Here is a 19,082-nt window from a genome sequence, read left to right as displayed (position 1 = left end):
GGCCATGTTTTACGAGGTCGACTATGCACATTCATATTCTTGGTATCTGCGGCACTTTCATGGGGTCAATGGCGGTTCTGGCCAAAGAGCTGGGCCATCACGTGACGGGCTCCGATGCCAACGTCTATCCGCCGATGAGCACTCAACTGGAAGCCCAGGGTATTGAATTGACCCAAGGCTACGACCCGGCGCAACTCGATCCGGCCCCTGATCTGGTGGTGATCGGCAACGCCATGTCCCGGGGCAACCCGGCTGTGGAGTATGTGCTGAACAAAGGCCTGCCCTACGTCTCCGGCCCACAATGGCTGGCCGATCACGTGCTGCAAGGTCGCTGGGTACTGGCGGTTGCCGGTACGCACGGCAAGACCACCACCAGCAGCATGCTGGCCTGGGTGCTGGAACACGCGGGCATGAGTCCGGGCTTCCTGATCGGTGGCGTGCCGCAGAATTTCTCGGTGTCGGCGCGCCTGGGTGGCACGCCGTTCTTCGTCATCGAAGCCGACGAATACGACAGCGCCTTTTTCGACAAACGCTCCAAGTTCGTGCACTACCGCCCGCGCACGGCAATCCTGAACAATCTCGAATTCGATCACGCGGACATCTTCCCGGACCTGCCGGCCATCGAGCGGCAGTTCCATCACTTGGTGCGGACCATTCCGAGCGAAGGCCTGGTGATTCATCCGACCACCGAGCCGGCGCTGCAGCGTGTCATCGAGATGGGCTGCTGGACTCCGGTGCAGACCACGGGTGCCGGCGGCCAGTGGCAGGTCAAGTTGCTCAGCGAAGACGGCTCGGTCTTCGAAGTGATGTTTGAAGGTGTTTCCCAAGGCGTGGTCGAGTGGGACATGACCGGTCAGCACAATGTCGCCAACGCACTGGCTACCCTGGCCGCGGCGCGCCACGTCGGCGTCGTGCCGTCCATGGGCATCGCCGCGTTGAGCGCCTTCAAAAGTGTGAAGCGCCGGATGGAAAAAGTCGCGGAAGTGGGTGGCGTCACCATTTATGACGACTTCGCTCACCACCCGACCGCCATTGCCACCACGCTGGATGGCCTGCGCAAACGCATCGGCGATGCGCCGTTGATCGCGATCATCGAGCCGCGTTCCAACTCCATGAAGCTTGGCGCGCACCGCGACGGATTGCCGGAAAGCGTGGTCGATGCCGATCAGGTGATCTGGTATGCCCCGGCCAACCTCGGCTGGGACCTGGCGGCCACGGCGGCGCTGTGCACCGTGCCGTCGATTGTCAGCGACTCCCTGGAAGGCATCATCGAACGCGTGAAGAGTCAGGCGCAACCAGGCACTCACGTGGTGATCATGAGCAACGGCGGCTTCGGCGGCCTGCACGGCAAACTCGCCGAGGCGCTAAAATGAACAACGGCCCGGACCGCATCATCCTGGCGATGACCGGCGCTTCCGGTGCTCAGTACGGTTTGCGCCTGCTCGACTGCCTGGTGCGGGAAGATCGTGAAGTGCACTTCCTGATTTCCAAGGCAGCGCAATTGGTGATGGCCACCGAAACCGACGTCACGCTGCCGGCCAAGCCGCAGATGATGCAGGCGTTCCTCACCGAATACACGGGGGCTGCCGCCGGGCAGATTCGCGTGTATGGCAAGGAAGACTGGATGTCGCCGGTGGCTTCGGGCTCCGGTTCGCCGGCGGCGATGGTGGTGGTGCCGTGTTCCACCGGCACTCTGTCGGCTATTGCCACCGGTGCCTGCAACAACCTGATCGAGCGTGCCGCCGACGTGACGCTTAAAGAACGTCGGCAGTTGATCCTGGTACCCCGTGAAGCGCCGTATTCGAGCATCCATCTGGAGAACATGCTCAAGTTGTCGAACATGGGCGTGACGATTCTGCCGGCATCGCCGGGCTTCTATCATCAACCGCAAACCATCGATGACCTGATCGACTTTGTCGTGGCGCGGATCCTTAACGTGCTCAATATTCCTCAGGACATGTTGCCGCGCTGGGGCGAGCATCATCTGACCAGCGATGAATAAGCTACTGGTGATGTTGCTGGCGCTGCAATTGGCCGGGTGCGCCACGGCGCGCACCCTCGATGCGGCCAAGCCGGGGGCGCCGGTGGTGTACGCCGGGACTCGCCTGGATTTGTACGCAATGAACGGTGGGTGCTGTGCGATGGACCGATTCGGCGCCGAAGCACCGAGCTATCCGGGTGTTGATCTGCCGGCCAGTGCGTTGCTCGACACGCTGCTGTTGCCGCTGTCGTTGCTGACGGTGATAGGGGTGAGTTTTCAGGCGACGGGTGGATTGTAAGAGGGCGTTGTGGCGAGGGGGCAAGCCCCCTCGCCACAGGTTCGCGGTTTACTTGCCCAGCTTCCTCAGCTCATCCGACTCGACAATCCTGATCCCGTCCTGCTCTTCCAGCGCCAGGCGCCACATCGCGCGAGCCAGTTGACAGGCCTCGATACCATGGTATTTGCCAGGGATCAGCCGAGATAACGGGCCGGCGACTTTCTCGCCCAGTCGCGGCTCGGTGCGATCACCCAGCAACAGCGAAGGGCGGCAGATGGTCAGCTGCGGCCAGTCCTGCGCGCGCAGTGCGTACTCCATCTCGCCTTTGACCCGGTTGTAGAGAATCGAGGATCTGCGATCGGCTCCCAGGGCACTGATCACGATCAGGTGCCGTGCGCCCATCTCCCGTGCGCGTTTGGCAAAGGCCACGACCATGTCCAGGTCCACCGCGCGGAACGCCTGTTCCGAGCCTGCCTGTTTGATGGTGGTGCCCAGGCAACAGTAGGCGATGTCGACACGGCCGTTCAGCTGCGGCAGAAACTCCGCCGGGTCGCCGACGGGGTTTTCAAGGTGCGGGTGCTCGGCCAATGGCCTGCGTGAGGGGGCCAATACCCGTGTAATCGTCGGCTCGTTAAGCAGGCGATCAAGCAGATGTTCACCGGTCAGGCCGGTGGCTCCGGCAAGCAATACGTGCTGAGGCGTCAAGTACATAGTGTTTCTCCCTTGATACTATTCAGCTTAGTTGCTGTTTGCATCCTTGCTTTCAATGGACGCACTTTGCAGCGCTTTTCGTGCCTGCTGTTTGCGCAGGAGTTGCCAATGCGAGAGGACGGTTTTCGGTGCCCAGATCTGTGGTTCGGACGCTTCGAAACCGTCCGCCAGTTCACGTTCGGCGACAGTGGCCTTGGCCAGTTTGAAGGCTTGTTCCAGGTCATCGGTCTGGTTCAGGGCCCGGGCGAACAGAGCATCTCCGAAATAAGTGAAGTTGGCTTCCTCCGAGCAACCGAAGGACACTCGGTCGGCCCGCGAGGCCGTCATGATCAGAGTCCGCTCATCCTTGAGGGCGGGAATGAAACCGCCGGAGTAGCAGGACGAAATCACGATGATCTTGTCGCGGTTTTTCAGGGGGGCGAGAACAGCGGCCAATTCGTCGGCTGGCAGATCGGCCAATTCCATGCGTGGCTGGTCAAGCACCAGTTCGTGTTCGCTGGTGCCGTGGCTGGTCAGGTAGATGAAAATCAGGTCCTCCGGACCGCTGCGTTCGGCCAGCGTCAGGGCAGCCCGGCGCAGGTTTTCCCGGGTAGCCATCGGGCGGTCGGCGAGGTGGTCACGATGGTTCACCAGGCGGATCTGGCCAAGGGTGCCAAATCGGGTGGTGAGCATGTTGGCGACGTAGTCGGATTCGCGCAGAAACACGCTTTGCTTGCCATCACCCCCCAGGCTCAACGAATACAGCTCCACCGCCGGCGTCGAGTGTGGAACGTTGGCCAGCGCTGCGTCGAGCAGGCGGCCCTGGGCCAGCAGGCCGAGCTCCAGGGTGTCGGGCAATAATTTGCCCTCGGTGTCGCGTACGCGCTGGCCGTTGATCCAGGTGCCGCTGAGCACGGTGCCATCGGTCAACACCAATGTGCCGCGCCCTTGGTAACTGTCGTTGTCGAACTGGCCGGTGTAAAAGCTGCCGTCGGACAGGTTCAGGCGGCCCAGGCCGGAAAAACGCCAGTCATTGAACTGGCCGATGTAGTGGCTGCCGTCAGTGCCGATCAACTCGCCCTTGCCGTTCAGCGAGCCTTCCTTGAACTGTCCCAGCCAGACATCGCCGTCGGCGTTTTCGTAGCGGCCTTTGCCGTGCAGTTGATTGTTCTTGAAGCTGCCGACATAGATGTCGCCGTCGGCGCTGTTGAAAGTCCCGTTGCCTTCCAGCTGACCGTCGACGAAGTGCCCGGTGAACTGATTGCCGTTGCCGTCGCCGCGCTGGCCTTCGCCATTGGGTTTGCCGTGGGCGAACTGGCCCTGATAGGAGCTGCCGTCTTCGAGTTCGAGGCGACCCAGGCCGGCGTATTGATCGGCCTTGAACTCTCCACGATAGCTCATGCCGTTTTCTTTGAGGGTGCCTTCGCCGTTGCGCCGGCCGGCCTTGAAGCCGCCGCTGTAGCTGCTGGCGTTGGTGGTCAATGCCCCCTGGCCGTCGAACAGTCCCTGATTGAACTGACCGCGATAGACTTCGCCATTGCTGCCATGCCATTCGCCCTGGCCCTGCCACTGGCCCTTGTCGAATTCGCCGGCGTACCAGCTGCCGTTCGGGTAGTCGATACGCCCCTTGCCTTGCAGCAAGCCATTGACCAGGTCACCGCGATAGCGTCCGCCGTCCGGCAGGCGGGCGTCAGGAGGAAATGGCGATTCGCCGTCGCCGCAAGCGGTGAGCATCAAGGTCAAGGCAAGGAGTGCAAGTGGGCGCATAGCGGATTCCGGGCAATTAGGCGAGGGAGTATGCCGCAGCTATGTGTCCTTAATATAGGGTGAGGTTCCGCGTGAGGGCGCGAAACAGCATGAGCTGCTTCGCATCCGGCAAGGTTTATACGAAGCACAGAGACAGGGGTTCGGCGATGTACGCCGGTTTGTCCGAACCTTCGATTTCCAGGGTGGTGGTGGCCTTGAGCAGCCATTGGCCGGGTTTCTTCTCGATGACTTCGGTCAGGTCGACTTTCAGGCGCACTTTCGAATTGACCTTGACCGGCTGGATGAAGCGCACGCTGTCGAGTCCGTAGTTGACCACCATCTTCAAGCCTTCGGGCATGACGAGGATGTCTTCCATCAGTTTCGGGATCAGCGACAACGACAGGAAGCCGTGAGCGATGGTGCTGCCAAATGGCGTTTGCGCGGCCTTGACCGGGTCGACGTGGATGAACTGAAAATCCCCTGTGGCTTCGGCGAACAGGTTGATGCGGTCCTGATCGATAGTGAGCCATTCGGAACGTCCAAGTTCCTTGCCGACATAATCTTTGAGCTCCGCAACTGGAACATAGGGCATTGAGACTCTCCTTGGGTTCATCGGTTTTATAGTTTTGGCTTGCGGGGATCTGACCTCCCGGCTTACTACTTTAGATCAACATGGCCAAACGCAGCGGTCAACTGACAATGCTTTTGGCGAATGCCGGTCTATAGCGCGAGCATGCTTATAATGCCCGGCCAATGCGGGTGATGGATTTTGCGGGAGAACTTTGATGTTGTTACGGGGCCTGACGTGGCTGGTGCTGTTCCAATTGCTCGGCACTGCGCTCAATCATTTGTTCTTGCCGGTGCTGCCGGGGCCGATTGTGGGGTTGCTGCTGTTGCTGGTGTACCTCATCTTTCGCGGGCAGGTTGGCGAGCCGCTGAACCTGGCGGCCAGTAGCCTGTTGCGTTACCTGCCCCTGTTGCTGGTGCCGCCGGCTGTGGGGGTGATGGTCTACGCCGCTGACATCGCGGCGGATTTCTGGGCCATTGTCGGTGCGCTGGTATTGTCGCTGCTGCTTTCCATGGCCTTCGCCGGGGTGCTGATGCATCGTATGGTCAAGGGGCACGCTCACTCCGAGGACAGCCAATGATCTTCGACTGGCACGGCGCCTGGACGTCGGTGATTCACCATCCCCTGTTTGGTATCGGCATTACGCTTGGCGCCTATCAACTCGTCCTGGCGGCATTCGAGAAAACCCGCTGGATCTTTTTGCAGCCGGTGTTGGTCTCCATGTTGTTGGTGATCGGCGTGCTGGTGGGCTGCGGCCTGACCTATGCCGAGTACCGCAAGAGCACCGAGATTCTCAGCATCCTGCTCGGCCCGGCCACTGTCGCGCTGGCGGTGCCGCTTTATCTCAACCTGCGACGGATTCGGCAGTTGTTCTGGCCGATATTTACTACGCTGGTGATAGGCGGGGTGGTGGCCACGGGGATGGGCGTGTTGCTGGGCTGGTCGTTCGGTGCCGAGCACATGATCCTGATGACCATGGCGCCGAAATCGGTGACTTCGCCTATCGCAATGTTGGTGGCCGAGCAGATCGGTGGTGTCGCGGCGCTGGCAGCAGTGTTCGTCTTGATTACGGGTGTGATCGGCGCGATTTTCGGCCCGGCGTTGTTGACCCGGCTGGGCGTGCATAGCCCGGAAGCCAGGGGTATGGCACTGGGCATGACGGCCCACGCGGTCGGCACGGCAGTGGCGATGCAGGAAAGTGAAGAGTGCGGCGCCTTCGCGGCGCTGGCGATGAGCCTGATGGGTGTGGCCACGGCGGTGCTCCTGCCGTTGGCGGTGTCGATGGTGGTGTAAGGAAATGTCTATGAGTCTGCCGCTTTTTCCGTTGAACACAGTGCTGTTTCCTGGCTGCATCCTCGACTTGCAGATCTTCGAGGCGCGCTATCTGGACATGATCGGCCGCTGCATGAAGCAGGGCGGCGGGTTCGGCGTGGTGTGCATCCTCGAGGGTGAGGAAGTCGGGATCGCCCCGGCGGGTTACGCCTTGGTCGGGTGTGAGGCGCTGATCACCGATTTCAAGCAACAGGACAACGGCCTGCTGGGGATTCGGGTTCAGGGCGGACGGCGTTTCCATGTATTACGAACGGAAGTCCAGCGCGATCAGTTGACCGTCGCCGAGGTCGAGTGGCTGGAAGACGAACCCGAGCAACCCTTGCAGGACGAAGATGCCGACCTGGTTGCGTTGCTCAAGGCCTTGGCTGAGCACCCGATGGTCGAAGCGTTGAACATGGGTACTGAGGCGACCGGGCAACAATCACTGGCCAATCAATTGGCGTACCTGTTGCCTTTCGCGGAACTGGACAAGATTGATCTGCTGCAACTTGATGATCCGCAGCAACGACTGGATGCGATTCAGGCGTTGCTGGATGAGTTGCAGGGGGAGTTGTTTGCCTGAGTGATTTTGGCGAACTTCCGATGGCTTGGCTGTATGTTGTTTTTAATGGCATTGTTTTTGAAGTTTATTGTAGGTTCGCTGGCTGAGTCTGTATTTATTTCTAATAACTAAAAGTGATGGCTTGTATTGAGTGTTCACGCAGTGGCGATTATATTTGCTGCGTCTGCATGAGGCGGGCGTTACATATATAAGGAGCTGTTATTATGAAAAATTTTACTGGTGCTGAGCGTGCTTTGTGGGAGTTGTGTTTTTCTCGAATCATGGTCAACTATGTTTCTGCGCAATCACCGCAGGGCGAAGTTCAGTTTGCCGCGGACTCTGCATTCAATGCGGCCAATGCGTTGATCCTGGTGCGCCGTTCGGGCCTGAATGGTGATCGTGATAATTATGAGCAGCGGCTTTGGGATAGTTATGTAGGGGACGCTATGATCAAGTTTTCGACAGAGGTTCGTTGGAAACGTGAAGACTATGTTGTCATTGCCGGCCGCGTTGCCAAAAATGCCGACACAGCCGTTGCGAAGTATCGCGGCACGGAAGGTTCGGAACTGCCAAGCTTTCCATTCGGGAGCTAAGTCGTAATATGGTTTTCTGGTAGTTGATGGTAAAGCGATTCCTTGAATGACGTGTTGTGGGCTGATGTTCCATTTGCGTCAAGGGACGAATGCAGGCTTCAAAAACTCCATAACACCCTGTGGGAGCAAGCTTGCCCGCGAAGAGGCTCTTTCGGTCGATACTGATATCGCCTGACTCTCCGCCTTCGCGGGCAAGCCCCCCCCCATACACAGGATTCGTTTTTACTTCAGGTCCGACTCAGTCAGCTCAACACAAAGTAATCGCGATCTTCGAACGGGCTAGTTCGACCTGCTGCAACTCGATGATCCGCAGCAGCGACGGAGTGCGATTCAGGCGTTACTGGATGAGTTGCAGGGGGAGTTGTTTACCTGAGCAGCATTTGGCAAACATTGCACACGATTGCCAGCATTGCTGGGTGCCGGTGTTTTGATTAATTTGGGATTGCCTGCATGAAGCGGGTTACTTCAAAATATCAAAAGGATTTAAATGATGACTATTTTCTCCAATGAGCGCGCGGCATGGGAAGCGGCCGCTGTAGGTTACCTGCTCAAACATGCAAGTATGGGGCAATCCTTCGAGGATACTGCAATTGCAGCAGGCCGGCTCGCTGATGCACTGATTCTGGAAATGCGTAAACGTCAACGTGCCTGATTGCAATTAGCTGAACGCGTTCAAAAAGAACCCCGTCATATTGGTCGGGGTTCTTTTGTTATGAGAGGTCGAGATAAATCTGCACTCTTTTTAGTAGGCATACCGCAACATCGTATGGGGCAAATGCCGCAATACGAAGAAGCCGAACAGGGCCACCAACGCCGGTAGCAGCAGCCACCAGACCTTGGGCGGCATTGCGTTCAGTGGTGCCTGACGTTGATTCAGCCAGAGGCTGGCTGCGCAGACGCAGGCCGCCAGCATTGCACCCGCCAATACATCCGTCGGCCAATGCGCGCCGAGGTAAACCCTGGAGAGGGCAATCGCCAAGGCTGGTATGCAACCCAGTAGTAACCAGGTCAATCGCATCCGTGGCGGTTGTCCACGCCCGGCAAGTACGGCGAGGGTTAGAAACAGCGCGAAAGAACCCGAGGCGTGACCACTTGGCATGCTGTAACTGGTCAGTGGATCGCTCAGGACTTCTGGACGTACGCGAGCGAAGAAGTGTTTGGTCGCGGTGTTGGCCAGTGCCGTGCAGAGCAAGGTGCTCGAGGCGAAGATCGCTTGCGACCATTGCCTGGCGATCACCAGTAGCACTACGAGCAAAGCACTGAACGCCAGCATGTTGCGGAATTCGCCGATCAGTGTGAAGACTACGGCTACTTCATCGAGCATCGGATTGCGATGCTCTTGCACCAGTGTCATCACGCCCTGATCGAGCGCGCTCAGATGCGAATAGCCGATAAACAACCCTGCCAGAATCAGAAAACTCATGCCAGTGATGAACATCGTGGCATTGCGATGCCGGCGCAGGCTACTGGTTGCGCTCAAGCCGACCATCACAGCAATGCTGCCGACAACAACTCCGGCCTGGAGCCAGAAGCCTTCGGGCAATGGCAAGCGGATTGCCGCGCCCGTGGCCCAGCCAGGCATCAGATAAGCTAACGACCAACCCGCGCCAGCCAACAGGCTGACAGCGAAGAAGCGCGGGAAAGGCATGTCGCACATTCCGGCCACCATCGGCAGCATTGGCCGCAAGGGGCCGATAAAGCGCCCAACCAGCAGGCTGGCGATGCCGTAGCGCTGGAAGTATGACTCGGCTCCGGCGATCCATTCCGGATGATGGCGCAAGCCCGGCAGGCGCCGGATGTTCTGATGGAAGTGCCGTCCCAGAAAATACGAAATGACGTCACCCAGCACCCCGGCGACGAAACCCAGCAAGAGCGTCTCACTGAGCGTCAGTGCGCCACTGCCTGCCAGTACCGCCACGGCGAACAGCAGCACCGTGCCGGGAACGATCAGCCCGGCAATCGCCAGGCATTCCACAAAGGCCACGATGAATACCGCTGCCGCCAGCCATTGCGGGTTGGCCGCCAACCATCCGGTCACGCTATCGAGCCATGGGCCCATAAAAACCACTCCATCAAATGTTCAATTTTCTACTTGTAGGCGCGAGCCTGCTCGCGATAGCGCACTTTGAGTCAACGGTGATATTGATTGTGCTGACCTCATCGCGAGCAGGCTCGCTCCTACAGGAGATTCCTACAGTTTCAAAATCCGGATCGGTCTCAGGACAGTACAAAATAATCGCGACCTTCGACCTGTCCCCGTCGTAGCGGGTTGCGCGTGCAATAAGCCGCGTAGGTCGCATCGACGAAGCGGTACATCAGGTGTTCATCGCGCCCGTGGGGAATGCCCAGACGCGTGGTCTGGATGATGTGGGCGGGCGTTTGCCCCACGTGTTCTACCAGCAGCACTTCATGGTCGAAGCGTTTGGCGTCCCATACCGGCACTTTCAGGCCCAGCGCCTTGCAGAGCAGGGTTTGCCCGGCACAGAGTTTTTGTGACGGGCGAGGGTGGCCCTGGGAATCGGGATTGTTCAGTAACATCTGCGCCAGGCTGGCCGGCCCGCTCAATTGATCGACCCACGGGTAGGCGGATTTGATCAGTACCGCGTTTCCCGGCCCTTGAGCACTGAAGTTCAGTGAGTCGCCGCCCCGAGCGTAATACATATAGATGTGGCCGCCATCCAGAAACAAAGCCTTACGCTTTTCTGTATAGCCGAGGGATGCGTGGCTGCCCTTTTCCGCGCAGTAGTAGGCCTCGGTCTCGATAATTCGGGCGCTGAGCCACAGGTCGCCCACTCGATGGCGAATGACTTTGCCCAGTAAATCCCGGGCCAGAACTTGCGCGTCACGGTCGAAAAACGCGTCCGGGAGGCCCGTGGGCAGGCTCGCGGCGGACGCTCGAACAGTCAGATTGGACATGATGACCGGCATTTGTCAGGGCTGAATGAGTCGTGATGATAACAATTTGCAGCTTAATCCCGGCTGAACATCGGCAATTTGCCCTCCATTTCGACCATCCGCCCGTCACCGCTGTTAGTCGGTGGGCGCGACAGCTATAATCTGTCGCTTTACTCTTTACCAAGACCTAATCAAAGACCACGCCAGACCATGACTGAGTCCGTTCTTGACTACATGACCCGCCTGGGTCGCGCTGCCCGCGAAGCTTCCCGCGTGATCGGCCGTGCCAGTACCGCGCAGAAAAACCGCGCCCTGCAGGCCGCCGCCAACGCGCTGGACGCTGCCCGCGCCGAGCTGACGGCGGCCAATGAACAGGATTTGGCTGCCGGTCGCGCCAATGGTCTTGAGCCGGCCCTGCTTGAGCGCCTGGCTCTGACCCCGGCGCGTATCGACGGCATGATCGTCGGCCTGCGTCAGGTGGCAGCCCTGCCGGACCCGGTCGGCGCAATCCGTGACATGAGCTTCCGTCCGTCCGGTATTCAGGTCGGCAAGATGCGCGTGCCACTGGGCGTGATCGGAATCATCTACGAGTCGCGACCGAACGTGACCATCGATGCGGCCAGTCTGTGCCTGAAGTCCGGTAACGCGACCATCTTGCGTGGCGGTTCCGAGGCCATTCATTCCAATCGTGCCATCGCCGCCTGCATTCAGCGTGGCCTGGCCGAGGCCGATCTGCCGGCCGCGGTGGTGCAAGTGGTCGAAACCACCGATCGCGCTGCCGTCGGCGCGCTGATCACCATGCCTGAATACGTTGATGTCATCGTGCCGCGTGGCGGTCGAGGCCTGATCGAACGCGTCAGCCGTGATGCCCGTGTCCCGGTGATCAAGCACCTGGACGGCATCTGCCACGTTTACGTGAGTGAACACGCCGATCTGGCCAAGGCACAGCGCATCGCGTTCAATGCCAAGACTTACCGTTATGGCATCTGCGGTGCCATGGAAACGCTGCTGGTCGATCAAACCGTCGCCAGGGAGTTCCTGCCGGCGATGGCGGCACAGTTCCGCGAAAAAGGCGTCGAGCTGCGCGGTTGCGAGCGTACCCGGGCAATCATCGATGCCGTGGCCGCTACCGAAGAAGACTGGAGCACCGAGTACCTGGCGGCGATTTTGTCGATCCGTGTGGTCGACGGACTGGGACAGGCCATCGAGCACATCAATCATTACGGTTCCCATCACACCGATTCGATTGTCAGCGAACACCAGGGCGACACCCGGCGTTTCGTGGCTGAAGTCGACTCCTCGTCGGTGATGATCAATACCCCGACATGCTTCGCAGATGGCTTCGAATACGGATTGGGTGCCGAGATCGGCATTTCTACTGATAAGCTGCACGCCCGCGGCCCGGTGGGCCTCGAGGGACTGACCTGCGAGAAGTACATCGTGGTCGGCGACGGGCAGTTGCGCGGACAGGAGCCGGTCTGACTTGGGCGACTTCGACCCGTCAGCCCCGGTCACCGTCAGCGAGCCAGCCCCTCGCCGCATTGGTGTCCTGGGCGGAACGTTCGACCCGGTGCACATCGGCCATTTGCGCGGTGCGCTGGAAGTCGCCGAAACACTTGCGCTCGATGAGTTGCGCCTGACACCCAGTGCCAGGCCGCCCCATCGGGACAAGCCGCAGGTGTCGGCAAAAGACCGTCTGGCGATGGTCGAGTGCGCGGTGGCCGGTGTGGCGCCGTTGGTGGTGGACGCCCGCGAATTGCAGCGGGACAAACCGTCCTACACCATTGATACCCTGGAACTGATGCGCGCCGAACTGGCCGTATCCGACCAGGTTTTTCTGCTTTTGGGCTGGGACGCTTTTTGCGGCCTGCCCACTTGGCACCGCTGGGAAGAGTTGCTCCAGCATTGCCATATCCTGGTGTTGCAACGCCCGGATGCCGACAGCGAACCGCCGGATGCCTTGCGCAACCTGCTGGCAGCGCGCTCGGTGAGCGACCCGCTGGCCCTCAAAGGGCCGAGCGGACAGATTGCATTCGTCTGGCAGACACCGCTCGCGGTATCCGCCACCCAGATCCGTCAACTGCTGGCCAGCGGTAAGTCGGTACGTTTCCTGGTGCCCGACGCGGTCCTGGCCTACATCGATGCGCACGGACTCTACCGTGCGTCGAACTGAATGGGAGTGCCTCAAGGCACGTGGCAACAACGTGTATTGAAGCGCCCGAACAAACGAGCAAAACGAGTTTTATATGACGAGCAACAACGAAAGCAAAGTAAAACGCAAAGGCACATTCAAGAGTGCCCCGCTGCCGGAAAAGGTCCTCGCCGCCGAGCCGCCTAAAGGCGACGAGCTGGTCAAGATCGCCGTAGCCGCCCTTGAAGACGTCAAGGCCCAGGATGTGCTGGTGATTGATGTTCGCGACAAGCAGAGCATCACTGACTACATGATCATCGCCACCGGTACCTCCAACCGCCAGATCGGCGCGATGCTGGACAAGGTTCGCGAGGCCGTCAAAGCCCTGGGCATCAAGCCGCTGGGTGAAGAAGGCAAGGGCGACAGCGACTGGGTGCTGTTGGACATGGACGACGTGATCGTTCACATGATGACCTCCAACGCCCGTCAGTTCTACGACCTTGAGCGCCTGTGGAAAGGTGCCGAGCAGAGCCGTGCGGCCGATGGCAAGCACCACAGCCCTGAAGTTGGTCACGAGCACTTCAACAAGCTCAACAAAGACCAGGAATAAGGGACCGCCGTGCGACTGCGACTGATCGCCGTCGGTTCACGCATGCCCAAGTGGGTGGAAGAAGGCTGGCATGAATATGCCAAGCGTCTTCCGTCCGAGCTGGCGCTGGAACTGGTGGAAATTCCGCTCAATACCCGTGGCAAGAACGCCGACGTGGCCCGTTTCATCCGTCAGGAAGGCGAAGCCATGCTGGCCAAGGTCGGGCCGAACGAGCGGATTGTCACTCTCGAAGTCCATGGCAAGCCCTGGAGTACCGAGCAACTGGCGGTCGAGCTCGATCGCTGGCGGCTGGACTCGCGCACTGTCAACTTCATGGTCGGTGGCCCCGAAGGGCTGGCGCCGGAAGTCTGTGCCCGGGCTGACCAGCGCTGGTCGTTGTCGCCGCTGACCTTGCCGCACCCGCTGGTGCGGATCCTGATCGGCGAACAGATGTACCGTGCCTGGACCGTGCTGTCCGGTCACCCTTACCACAAGTAGTTCTGCCCTCATGTCCCAGCCGATCCGCATCAAGGACCACGAAAAAGACGCCCGTCTGGTGCGTGGTCGCGTCGTGTTCGGGGCCATTGCAGTGGTGGCGCTGATTGCGGTGCTGATCGCGCGTCTGTATTTCCTGCAGGTGATCCAGTACGAGTACCACTCGACCCTGTCGGAAAACAACCGCGTCCACGTGCAGCCGATTCCGCCGACTCGCGGGCTGATTTTCGACCGCAACGGCGTGGTGATTGCTGATAACCGGCCGAGTTTCAGCCTGAGCATGACCCGCGAGCGTTCCGGCGACTGGCAGCAGGTGCTCGACGTGATCGTCGAAGTGCTGGAACTGACGCCCGAAGACCGGGTGATCTTCGAGAAGCGCATGCGTCAGGGGCGCCGGCCGTTCGAGCCGGTGCCGATCCTGTTTGAGCTGAGCGAAGAGCAGATCGCCCGGATCGCCGTTAACCAGTTCCGCCTGCCGGGCGTGGAAGTGGTCGCGCAGTTGGTTCGTCACTATCCCCAGGGGGCGCACTTTGCTCACTCGGTGGGCTACATGGGGCGGATCAACGAGAAAGAGCTCAAGTCGCTGGACCCGGTCAATTACAGCGGCACCCACCACATCGGCAAAACCGGCATCGAGCGTTTCTACGAGCCTGAACTGCACGGCCAGGTGGGTTACGAGGAAGTCGAGACCAACGCCAGAGGCCGCGTACTGCGCGTGCTCAAGCGTACCGATCCGATTCCCGGCAAGGACATCGTCCTGAGCCTGGACATCAAATTGCAGGAAGCCGCCGAAGCTGCGCTCGGTGGTCGTCGTGGCGCGGTAGTAGCGCTGGACCCGAAAACCGGCGAAGTGCTGGCGATGGTCAGCCAACCGAGTTTCGACCCGAACCTGTTCGTCACCGGCATCAGCTTCAAGGCCTATTCCGAGCTGCGCGACTCCATCGACCGGCCGCTGTTCAACCGCGTGCTGCGTGGCCTGTACCCGCCGGGTTCGACCATCAAGCCCGCGGTGGCGATTGCCGGTCTGGACGCGGGCGTGGTGACGGCGTCGTCGCGAGTGTTCGACCCGGGTTACTACATGCTGCCCAACTACGATCACAAATACCGTAACTGGAATCGCACCGGTGACGGTTTCGTCGATCTCGATACGGCGATCATGCGTTCCAACGACACCTACTTCTATGACCTGGCCCACAAGCTGGGGATCGATCGGCTGTCGGCATACATGACCAAATTCGGCATCGGCCAGAAAGTCTCCCTGGACATGTTCGAAGAGTCGCCGGGGTTGATGCCGTCCCGCGAATGGAAACGTGCGACCCGCCGGCAGGCGTGGTTCCCGGGTGAAACGCTGATTCTGGGGATCGGCCAGGGCTATATGCAGTCGACCCCGTTGCAACTGGCCCAGGCCACCGCCCTGGTCGCCAACAAAGGCGTTTGGAACCGTCCGCACCTGGCCAAGACCATCGAGGGCGTGAAGCCGGTGGATGAGAATCCGATGCCGGACATCATCCTGCGCGACCCCTCGGACTGGGCCAAGGTCAACCACGGCATGCAGCAGGTTATGCATGGTGCCCGTGGTACGGCGCGCAAAGCCTCTATCGGCGCGCAATACCGGATCGCCGGCAAGTCGGGTACAGCCCAGGTGGTCGCGATCAAGCAGGGTGAGAAGTATGACCGTTCCAAGGTTCAGGAGCGCCATCGCGACCACGCCCTGTTCGTCGGTTTTGCGCCGGCCGACGACCCGAAAATCGTGGTGTCGGTGATGGTCGAGAACGGCGAGTCCGGCTCCGGCGTCGCCGCGCCAGTGGTGCGCCAAATCATGGATGCCTGGCTCCTGGACCAGGACGGTCGGTTGAAGCCCGAATACGCCAGCCCTATCAGTGCAGAGGCTACCGCCCGTGATGAATAACTTCGATCGCATGCTCTCCAGTGAGGATGTGATGCGTCGCCGTGCGACGCTGCTGCAACGCCTGCACATCGACGGCCCGTTGCTGATCCTGCTGCTGACCCTGGCGGCCGGCAGCCTGTTCGTACTCTATTCGGCCAGTGGCAAAAGCTGGGATCTGCTGGCCAAACAAGCCACTTCTTTCGGCATCGGCCTGGTGTCGATGATCGTCATCGCCCAGTTCGAGCCACGCTTCATGGCTCGCTGGGTCCCGGTGGGTTATGTGATCGGCGTGCTGTTGCTGGTAGTCGTCGACGTCATGGGTCACAACGCCATGGGTGCTACCCGCTGGATCAACATTCCCGGGGTGATCCGCTTCCAGCCTTCGGAGTTCATGAAGATCCTGATGCCGGCGACCATCGCCTGGTACCTGTCCAAGCGCACCTTGCCGCCGCAACTCAAGCATGTGGGGGTGAGCCTGTTCCTGATCGGCTTGCCATTCATCCTGATCGTGCGTCAGCCCGACCTCGGCACTTCATTGCTGATTCTGGCGGGGGGCGCCTTCGTGCTGTTCATGGGTGGCCTGCGCTGGCGCTGGATCCTCAGCGTGCTCGCTGCCGCCGTGCCGGTGTCCGTGGCCATGTGGTATTTCGTTATGCACGATTACCAGAAGCAGCGCGTCCTCACGTTCCTCGACCCGGAAAGTGACCCGCTAGGCACCGGCTGGAACATCATCCAGTCCAAGGCCGCCATCGGCTCCGGTGGTGTGTTCGGCAAGGGCTGGTTGCTGGGCACCCAGTCGCACCTGGACTTCCTGCCGGAAAGCCATACCGACTTCATCATTGCCGTATTGGGTGAAGAGTTCGGCCTGGTGGGGATCTGCGCGCTGTTGCTGATCTACCTGCTGTTGATCGGCCGCGGCCTGGTGATTACCGCCCAGGCCCAGACATTGTTCGGCAAGTTGCTCGCGGGCAGCCTAACCATGACGTTTTTTGTTTATGTTTTCGTCAACATCGGTATGGTCAGTGGCCTGTTGCCGGTGGTGGGGGTGCCGTTGCCGTTCATTAGCTACGGAGGAACTTCGCTGGTGACGCTACTGTCAGCGTTTGGGGTTTTGATGTCGATCCATACCCATCGCAAGTGGATCGCGCAGGTTTGAATAAGGTGAAATTTTCAATGCAAGTAATGCGTGGCTGGGCGACTCGATACGCGCCATGGGTCAGCCTGGTAAGCATCCTTGGCACCATGCCGGACGCGTTGGCCGGCGACTACGAAGGCTCACCCCAGGTGGCTGAATTCGTCGGTGAAATGACCCGCGACTACGGTTTCGCCGGTGAACAATTGATGGGTGTGTTCCGCGAAGCCGAGCGCAAGCAGTCGATTCTGGACGCCATCTCCAAACCTGCCGAACGGGTCAAGCAGTGGAGCGAGTATCGCCCGATGTTCATCACCGATGCGCGCATAGCCCGGGGTGTGGATTTCTGGCGTCAGCACGAAACGGTGTTGGCTCGTGCCGAGCAGGAATACGGCGTGCCGGCCCAGGTGATTGTCTCGATCATCGGTGTTGAAACCTTTTTCGGCCGTAATACCGGAAATTTCCGGGTGATCGATGCCTTGTCGACCCTGGGTTTCGACTATCCTCCCCGTGCCGAGTTTTTCCGCAAGGAGTTGCGTGAGTTCCTGCTGCTGGCCCGCGAAGAGCAGGTCGATCCGTTGACGCTCAAAGGCTCCTACGCTGGCGCAATGGGATTGCCGCAGTTCATGCCGAGCAGTTTCCGCGCTTATGCAGTGGATTTCGACGGTGATGGCCATATCAACATCTGGACCAATCCGGATGATGCCATTGGCAGTGTTGCCAGTTACTTCAAACGCCATGGCTGGGTCGCCGGCGAACCGGTAGTCAGCCGCGGCGATGTCCGTGGCGATCAGGTCGACGAAGGTTTGACCACCGGTATCGAACCGACGAAAACCGTCGGGGAGTTGCGAGCCCTGGGGTGGTCAAGTCATGATGCGCTGCGCGATGATATGCCGGTTACTGCGTTCCGCCTGGAAGGCGACAATGGCTCCGAGTACTGGATGGGCCTGAAGAATTTTTACGCGATCACGCGATATAACCGCAGCGTGATGTACGCCATGGCCGTACATCAACTGTCTGAACAGCTGGTCCAAGCACGGGGCGTCAAGTAATGCGGGCATTGCCTATCAATAAACCCCTGAAGCTGATGGCATTCGCCGCGTTGGCAATGCTGGTCGCCAGTTGTTCGACCAGCCGTGCGCCGGCCCAGAAGACCAGCAGCACCTCTGTGCGCACGACGCCGGGGCTGGACATCAACCGCGCCCACAAGGATGGCGCGCCATGGTGGGATGTCGATGTTTCGCGTATCCCGGACGCCACGCCGACCCTGCACACCGGCCCGTACAAGGCCGCTCCTTACTCGGTACTGGGCAAAACCTACTTTCCGCTGCAGGAGTCAAAGACCTACGTGCAGTCGGGCACGGCGTCGTGGTACGGCACCAAGTTCCACGGCCAGAACACCGCCAACGGCGAAGTCTATGACCTGTATGGCATGAGCGCTGCCCACAAGACTCTGCCACTGCCAAGTTACGTCCGGGTCACCAACCTGGACAACAACAAGAGCGTGATCCTGCGCGTCAACGACCGTGGGCCGTTCTATTCGGACCGGATCATCGACTTGTCCTACGCGGCCGCCAAGAAGCTCGGTTACGCCGAAACCGGCACCGCGCGGGTCAAGGTCGAAGGCATCGACCCGCAGCAATGGTGGGCTGCCAAGGGCCGTCCGGCACCATTAATGCTCAACGAACCGAAAGTCGCGCAGAATAGCGCGCCGGTGATCACGGCCTCGGCCGGCACCGTCGAGCAATGGACGCCGCCGCCGCAGCAACACGCGGCCGCGGTGGTGCCCGTGCAACTCGATGCAAAAAAAAACGCTTCTGTAGCAGCCTCTGGCCAGTATCTGCAGGTGGGCGCGTTCGCCAACCCGGACGCTGCAGAACTCCTGAGATCGAAGCTCAGCGGGATGGTGAGCGCTCCGGTGTTCATCAGCTCGATCGTGCGCAATCAGCAGACCCTGCATCGGGTGCGCATGGGGCCAATCGGTTCGCCGGGTGAAATCCAGCAAGTGCAGAACAGTGTGCGCCTGGCCAATCTCGGTTCGCCGAGTGTGGTCACGGAGTAATACGTAGAGCTTGATTGACGGTTCGTCTGCGGTATTGGGGGGCGAACCAGGTTGTTGACTCGTTGAAGAACAAAAGCCCGGCAAGGGTGACTGAGTGAGCAACTGAACACGCGATGACTCGTTAGAAAGTCATTTGATTAGTTTTGCCCTTGGGCAAGTTTC

21 protein-coding genes are annotated in these 19,082 nt (G+C 59.9%); 16 read left to right on the top strand and 5 right to left on the bottom strand.

The annotated features are described in order from the left end of the window. The first annotated feature begins 23 nt into the window (after nucleotides 1-23). The 3 genes from mpl to PspS34_RS24710 are packed head-to-tail and all read left to right on the top strand — an operon-like array spanning nucleotide 24 to nucleotide 2,279. Nucleotides 24-1,373, top strand: coding sequence for a UDP-N-acetylmuramate:L-alanyl-gamma-D-glutamyl-meso-diaminopimelate ligase (gene mpl / locus PspS34_RS24720; protein ID WP_150813911.1), 1,350 nt, complete (start codon nucleotides 24-26; stop codon nucleotides 1,371-1,373). After that, nucleotides 1,370-2,002, top strand: coding sequence for a flavin prenyltransferase UbiX (gene ubiX, locus PspS34_RS24715; RefSeq protein ID WP_154862112.1), 633 nt, complete (start codon nucleotides 1,370-1,372; stop codon nucleotides 2,000-2,002). The genes mpl and ubiX overlap by 4 nt, the downstream gene beginning before the upstream one ends. Further along, on the top strand, nucleotides 1,995-2,279 hold the full coding sequence (locus PspS34_RS24710) for a YceK/YidQ family lipoprotein (RefSeq protein ID WP_150813912.1): 285 nt from the start codon (nucleotides 1,995-1,997) through the stop codon (nucleotides 2,277-2,279). Before ubiX ends, PspS34_RS24710 begins: the two co-directional genes overlap by 8 nt. A gap of 48 nt (nucleotides 2,280-2,327) precedes the next feature. Here the strand turns inward: PspS34_RS24710 and PspS34_RS24705 are convergent, their stop codons facing one another. The 3 genes from PspS34_RS24705 to PspS34_RS24695 all read right to left on the bottom strand — a co-directional run bounded on the left by PspS34_RS24705 (nucleotide 2,328) and on the right by PspS34_RS24695 (nucleotide 5,286). Further along, nucleotides 2,328-2,969, bottom strand: a complete 642-nt coding sequence (locus PspS34_RS24705) for an oxidoreductase (RefSeq protein ID WP_057713149.1) — start codon at nucleotides 2,967-2,969, stop codon at nucleotides 2,328-2,330. 27 nt (nucleotides 2,970-2,996) lie between these two features. Continuing rightward, nucleotides 2,997-4,715 carry a C13 family peptidase gene (locus PspS34_RS24700; protein ID WP_154862113.1) on the bottom strand — a complete coding sequence of 573 codons (1,719 nt, stop codon included), beginning with the start codon at nucleotides 4,713-4,715 and terminating at the stop codon, nucleotides 2,997-2,999. Between the two features lie 115 nt (nucleotides 4,716-4,830). Further along, entirely contained in the window at nucleotides 4,831-5,286 is a 456-nt protein-coding gene (locus PspS34_RS24695) for a MaoC family dehydratase (protein ID WP_046041672.1), read from the bottom strand. A 193-nt stretch (nucleotides 5,287-5,479) separates the two neighbouring features. On the opposite strand from PspS34_RS24695, the gene PspS34_RS24690 reads away from it, so the two are divergent. From PspS34_RS24690 to PspS34_RS24665, 5 genes are all read left to right on the top strand, one after another. Then, nucleotides 5,480-5,842 (top strand): CidA/LrgA family protein, encoded by a 363-nt coding sequence (locus tag PspS34_RS24690; protein WP_154862114.1) that lies wholly within the window; start codon nucleotides 5,480-5,482, stop codon nucleotides 5,840-5,842. Beyond that, a complete protein-coding gene (locus PspS34_RS24685; protein ID WP_057713153.1) occupies nucleotides 5,839-6,555 on the top strand; it encodes an LrgB family protein in 717 nt (238 codons plus the stop codon). The genes PspS34_RS24690 and PspS34_RS24685 overlap by 4 nt, the downstream gene beginning before the upstream one ends. Before the next feature lie 10 nt (nucleotides 6,556-6,565). Beyond that, nucleotides 6,566-7,156, top strand: coding sequence for an LON peptidase substrate-binding domain-containing protein (locus PspS34_RS24680; RefSeq protein WP_046041675.1), 591 nt, complete (start codon nucleotides 6,566-6,568; stop codon nucleotides 7,154-7,156). A gap of 203 nt (nucleotides 7,157-7,359) precedes the next feature. Further along, complete coding sequence (locus PspS34_RS24675; protein WP_154862115.1) at nucleotides 7,360-7,728, top strand: hypothetical protein; 369 nt, start codon at nucleotides 7,360-7,362, stop codon at nucleotides 7,726-7,728. A gap of 487 nt (nucleotides 7,729-8,215) precedes the next feature. Continuing rightward, entirely contained in the window at nucleotides 8,216-8,380 is a 165-nt protein-coding gene (locus tag PspS34_RS24665) for a hypothetical protein (RefSeq protein ID WP_159390344.1), read from the top strand. Nucleotides 8,381-8,470: 90 nt separating this feature from the next. On the opposite strand, the gene PspS34_RS24660 is transcribed toward PspS34_RS24665, so the two are convergent. Both PspS34_RS24660 and PspS34_RS24655 read right to left on the bottom strand, forming a co-directional pair. After that, the gene (locus tag PspS34_RS24660) at nucleotides 8,471-9,787 is read right to left on the bottom strand and encodes a bifunctional DedA family/phosphatase PAP2 family protein (RefSeq protein WP_154862116.1); all 1,317 of its coding nucleotides are present in this window, start codon (nucleotides 9,785-9,787) and stop codon (nucleotides 8,471-8,473) included. Between the two features lie 158 nt (nucleotides 9,788-9,945). Beyond that, complete coding sequence (locus PspS34_RS24655) at nucleotides 9,946-10,644, bottom strand: DNA-3-methyladenine glycosylase (protein WP_150814341.1); 699 nt, start codon at nucleotides 10,642-10,644, stop codon at nucleotides 9,946-9,948. A 189-nt stretch (nucleotides 10,645-10,833) separates the two neighbouring features. Between PspS34_RS24655 and PspS34_RS24650 the strand changes: the two genes are divergently transcribed. The 8 genes from PspS34_RS24650 to PspS34_RS24615 all read left to right on the top strand — a co-directional run bounded on the left by PspS34_RS24650 (nucleotide 10,834) and on the right by PspS34_RS24615 (nucleotide 18,920). Then, complete coding sequence (locus tag PspS34_RS24650) at nucleotides 10,834-12,105, top strand: glutamate-5-semialdehyde dehydrogenase (protein ID WP_102670774.1); 1,272 nt, start codon at nucleotides 10,834-10,836, stop codon at nucleotides 12,103-12,105. Nucleotide 12,106: 1 nt separating this feature from the next. After that, nucleotides 12,107-12,796 (top strand): nicotinate-nucleotide adenylyltransferase, encoded by a 690-nt coding sequence (gene nadD / locus PspS34_RS24645; RefSeq protein ID WP_007975898.1) that lies wholly within the window; start codon nucleotides 12,107-12,109, stop codon nucleotides 12,794-12,796. Nucleotides 12,797-12,869: 73 nt separating this feature from the next. Beyond that, nucleotides 12,870-13,364 carry a ribosome silencing factor gene (rsfS, locus tag PspS34_RS24640; RefSeq protein ID WP_007975896.1) on the top strand — a complete coding sequence of 165 codons (495 nt, stop codon included), beginning with the start codon at nucleotides 12,870-12,872 and terminating at the stop codon, nucleotides 13,362-13,364. A 9-nt stretch (nucleotides 13,365-13,373) separates the two neighbouring features. Continuing rightward, entirely contained in the window at nucleotides 13,374-13,841 is a 468-nt protein-coding gene (rlmH, locus tag PspS34_RS24635) for a 23S rRNA (pseudouridine(1915)-N(3))-methyltransferase RlmH (protein ID WP_008052376.1), read from the top strand. A 10-nt stretch (nucleotides 13,842-13,851) separates the two neighbouring features. Continuing rightward, complete coding sequence (gene mrdA, locus PspS34_RS24630; protein ID WP_102670775.1) at nucleotides 13,852-15,747, top strand: penicillin-binding protein 2; 1,896 nt, start codon at nucleotides 13,852-13,854, stop codon at nucleotides 15,745-15,747. 31 nt (nucleotides 15,748-15,778) lie between these two features. Next, complete coding sequence (rodA, locus tag PspS34_RS24625) at nucleotides 15,779-16,882, top strand: rod shape-determining protein RodA (RefSeq protein WP_057716556.1); 1,104 nt, start codon at nucleotides 15,779-15,781, stop codon at nucleotides 16,880-16,882. Nucleotides 16,883-16,899: 17 nt separating this feature from the next. Next, a complete protein-coding gene (gene mltB / locus PspS34_RS24620) occupies nucleotides 16,900-17,910 on the top strand; it encodes a lytic murein transglycosylase B (protein ID WP_150814339.1) in 1,011 nt (336 codons plus the stop codon). Then, a complete protein-coding gene (locus tag PspS34_RS24615) occupies nucleotides 17,910-18,920 on the top strand; it encodes a septal ring lytic transglycosylase RlpA family protein (RefSeq protein WP_154862117.1) in 1,011 nt (336 codons plus the stop codon). The genes mltB and PspS34_RS24615 overlap by 1 nt, the downstream gene beginning before the upstream one ends. Nucleotides 18,921-19,082 lie beyond the last annotated feature (162 nt).

It is taken from the genome of Pseudomonas sp. S34 (assembly GCF_009866745.1).
GTDB lineage: Bacteria > Pseudomonadota > Gammaproteobacteria > Pseudomonadales > Pseudomonadaceae > Aquipseudomonas > Aquipseudomonas jessenii.
Note: the sequence above shows the minus strand (reverse complement) of the source record. Positions and strands in the feature narration are given on the sequence as shown.

Excerpts from the sequence above, each read along its gene's own strand:
- mrdA (WP_102670775.1), top strand. The coding sequence starts at position 13,852 with ATGTCCCAGCCGATCCGCATCAAGGACCACGAAAAAGACGCCCGTCTG.
- PspS34_RS24650 (WP_102670774.1), top strand. The coding sequence starts at position 10,834 with ATGACTGAGTCCGTTCTTGACTACATGACCCGCCTGGGTCGCGCTGCC.
- PspS34_RS24690 (WP_154862114.1), top strand. The coding sequence starts at position 5,480 with ATGTTGTTACGGGGCCTGACGTGGCTGGTGCTGTTCCAATTGCTCGGC.
- PspS34_RS24615 (WP_154862117.1), top strand. The coding sequence starts at position 17,910 with ATGCGGGCATTGCCTATCAATAAACCCCTGAAGCTGATGGCATTCGCC.
- PspS34_RS24695 (WP_046041672.1), bottom strand. The coding sequence starts at position 5,286 with ATGCCCTATGTTCCAGTTGCGGAGCTCAAAGATTATGTCGGCAAGGAA.
- rsfS (WP_007975896.1), top strand. The coding sequence starts at position 12,870 with ATGACGAGCAACAACGAAAGCAAAGTAAAACGCAAAGGCACATTCAAG.
- PspS34_RS24665 (WP_159390344.1), top strand. The coding sequence starts at position 8,216 with ATGATGACTATTTTCTCCAATGAGCGCGCGGCATGGGAAGCGGCCGCT.
- mpl (WP_150813911.1), top strand. The coding sequence starts at position 24 with ATGCACATTCATATTCTTGGTATCTGCGGCACTTTCATGGGGTCAATG.
- PspS34_RS24655 (WP_150814341.1), bottom strand. The coding sequence starts at position 10,644 with ATGTCCAATCTGACTGTTCGAGCGTCCGCCGCGAGCCTGCCCACGGGC.
- PspS34_RS24710 (WP_150813912.1), top strand. The coding sequence starts at position 1,995 with ATGAATAAGCTACTGGTGATGTTGCTGGCGCTGCAATTGGCCGGGTGC.
- mltB (WP_150814339.1), top strand. The coding sequence starts at position 16,900 with ATGCAAGTAATGCGTGGCTGGGCGACTCGATACGCGCCATGGGTCAGC.
- PspS34_RS24660 (WP_154862116.1), bottom strand. The coding sequence starts at position 9,787 with ATGGGCCCATGGCTCGATAGCGTGACCGGATGGTTGGCGGCCAACCCG.
- PspS34_RS24700 (WP_154862113.1), bottom strand. The coding sequence starts at position 4,715 with ATGCGCCCACTTGCACTCCTTGCCTTGACCTTGATGCTCACCGCTTGC.
- ubiX (WP_154862112.1), top strand. The coding sequence starts at position 1,370 with ATGAACAACGGCCCGGACCGCATCATCCTGGCGATGACCGGCGCTTCC.
- PspS34_RS24675 (WP_154862115.1), top strand. The coding sequence starts at position 7,360 with ATGAAAAATTTTACTGGTGCTGAGCGTGCTTTGTGGGAGTTGTGTTTT.
- rodA (WP_057716556.1), top strand. The coding sequence starts at position 15,779 with ATGCGTCGCCGTGCGACGCTGCTGCAACGCCTGCACATCGACGGCCCG.
- PspS34_RS24680 (WP_046041675.1), top strand. The coding sequence starts at position 6,566 with ATGAGTCTGCCGCTTTTTCCGTTGAACACAGTGCTGTTTCCTGGCTGC.
- PspS34_RS24685 (WP_057713153.1), top strand. The coding sequence starts at position 5,839 with ATGATCTTCGACTGGCACGGCGCCTGGACGTCGGTGATTCACCATCCC.
- PspS34_RS24705 (WP_057713149.1), bottom strand. The coding sequence starts at position 2,969 with ATGTACTTGACGCCTCAGCACGTATTGCTTGCCGGAGCCACCGGCCTG.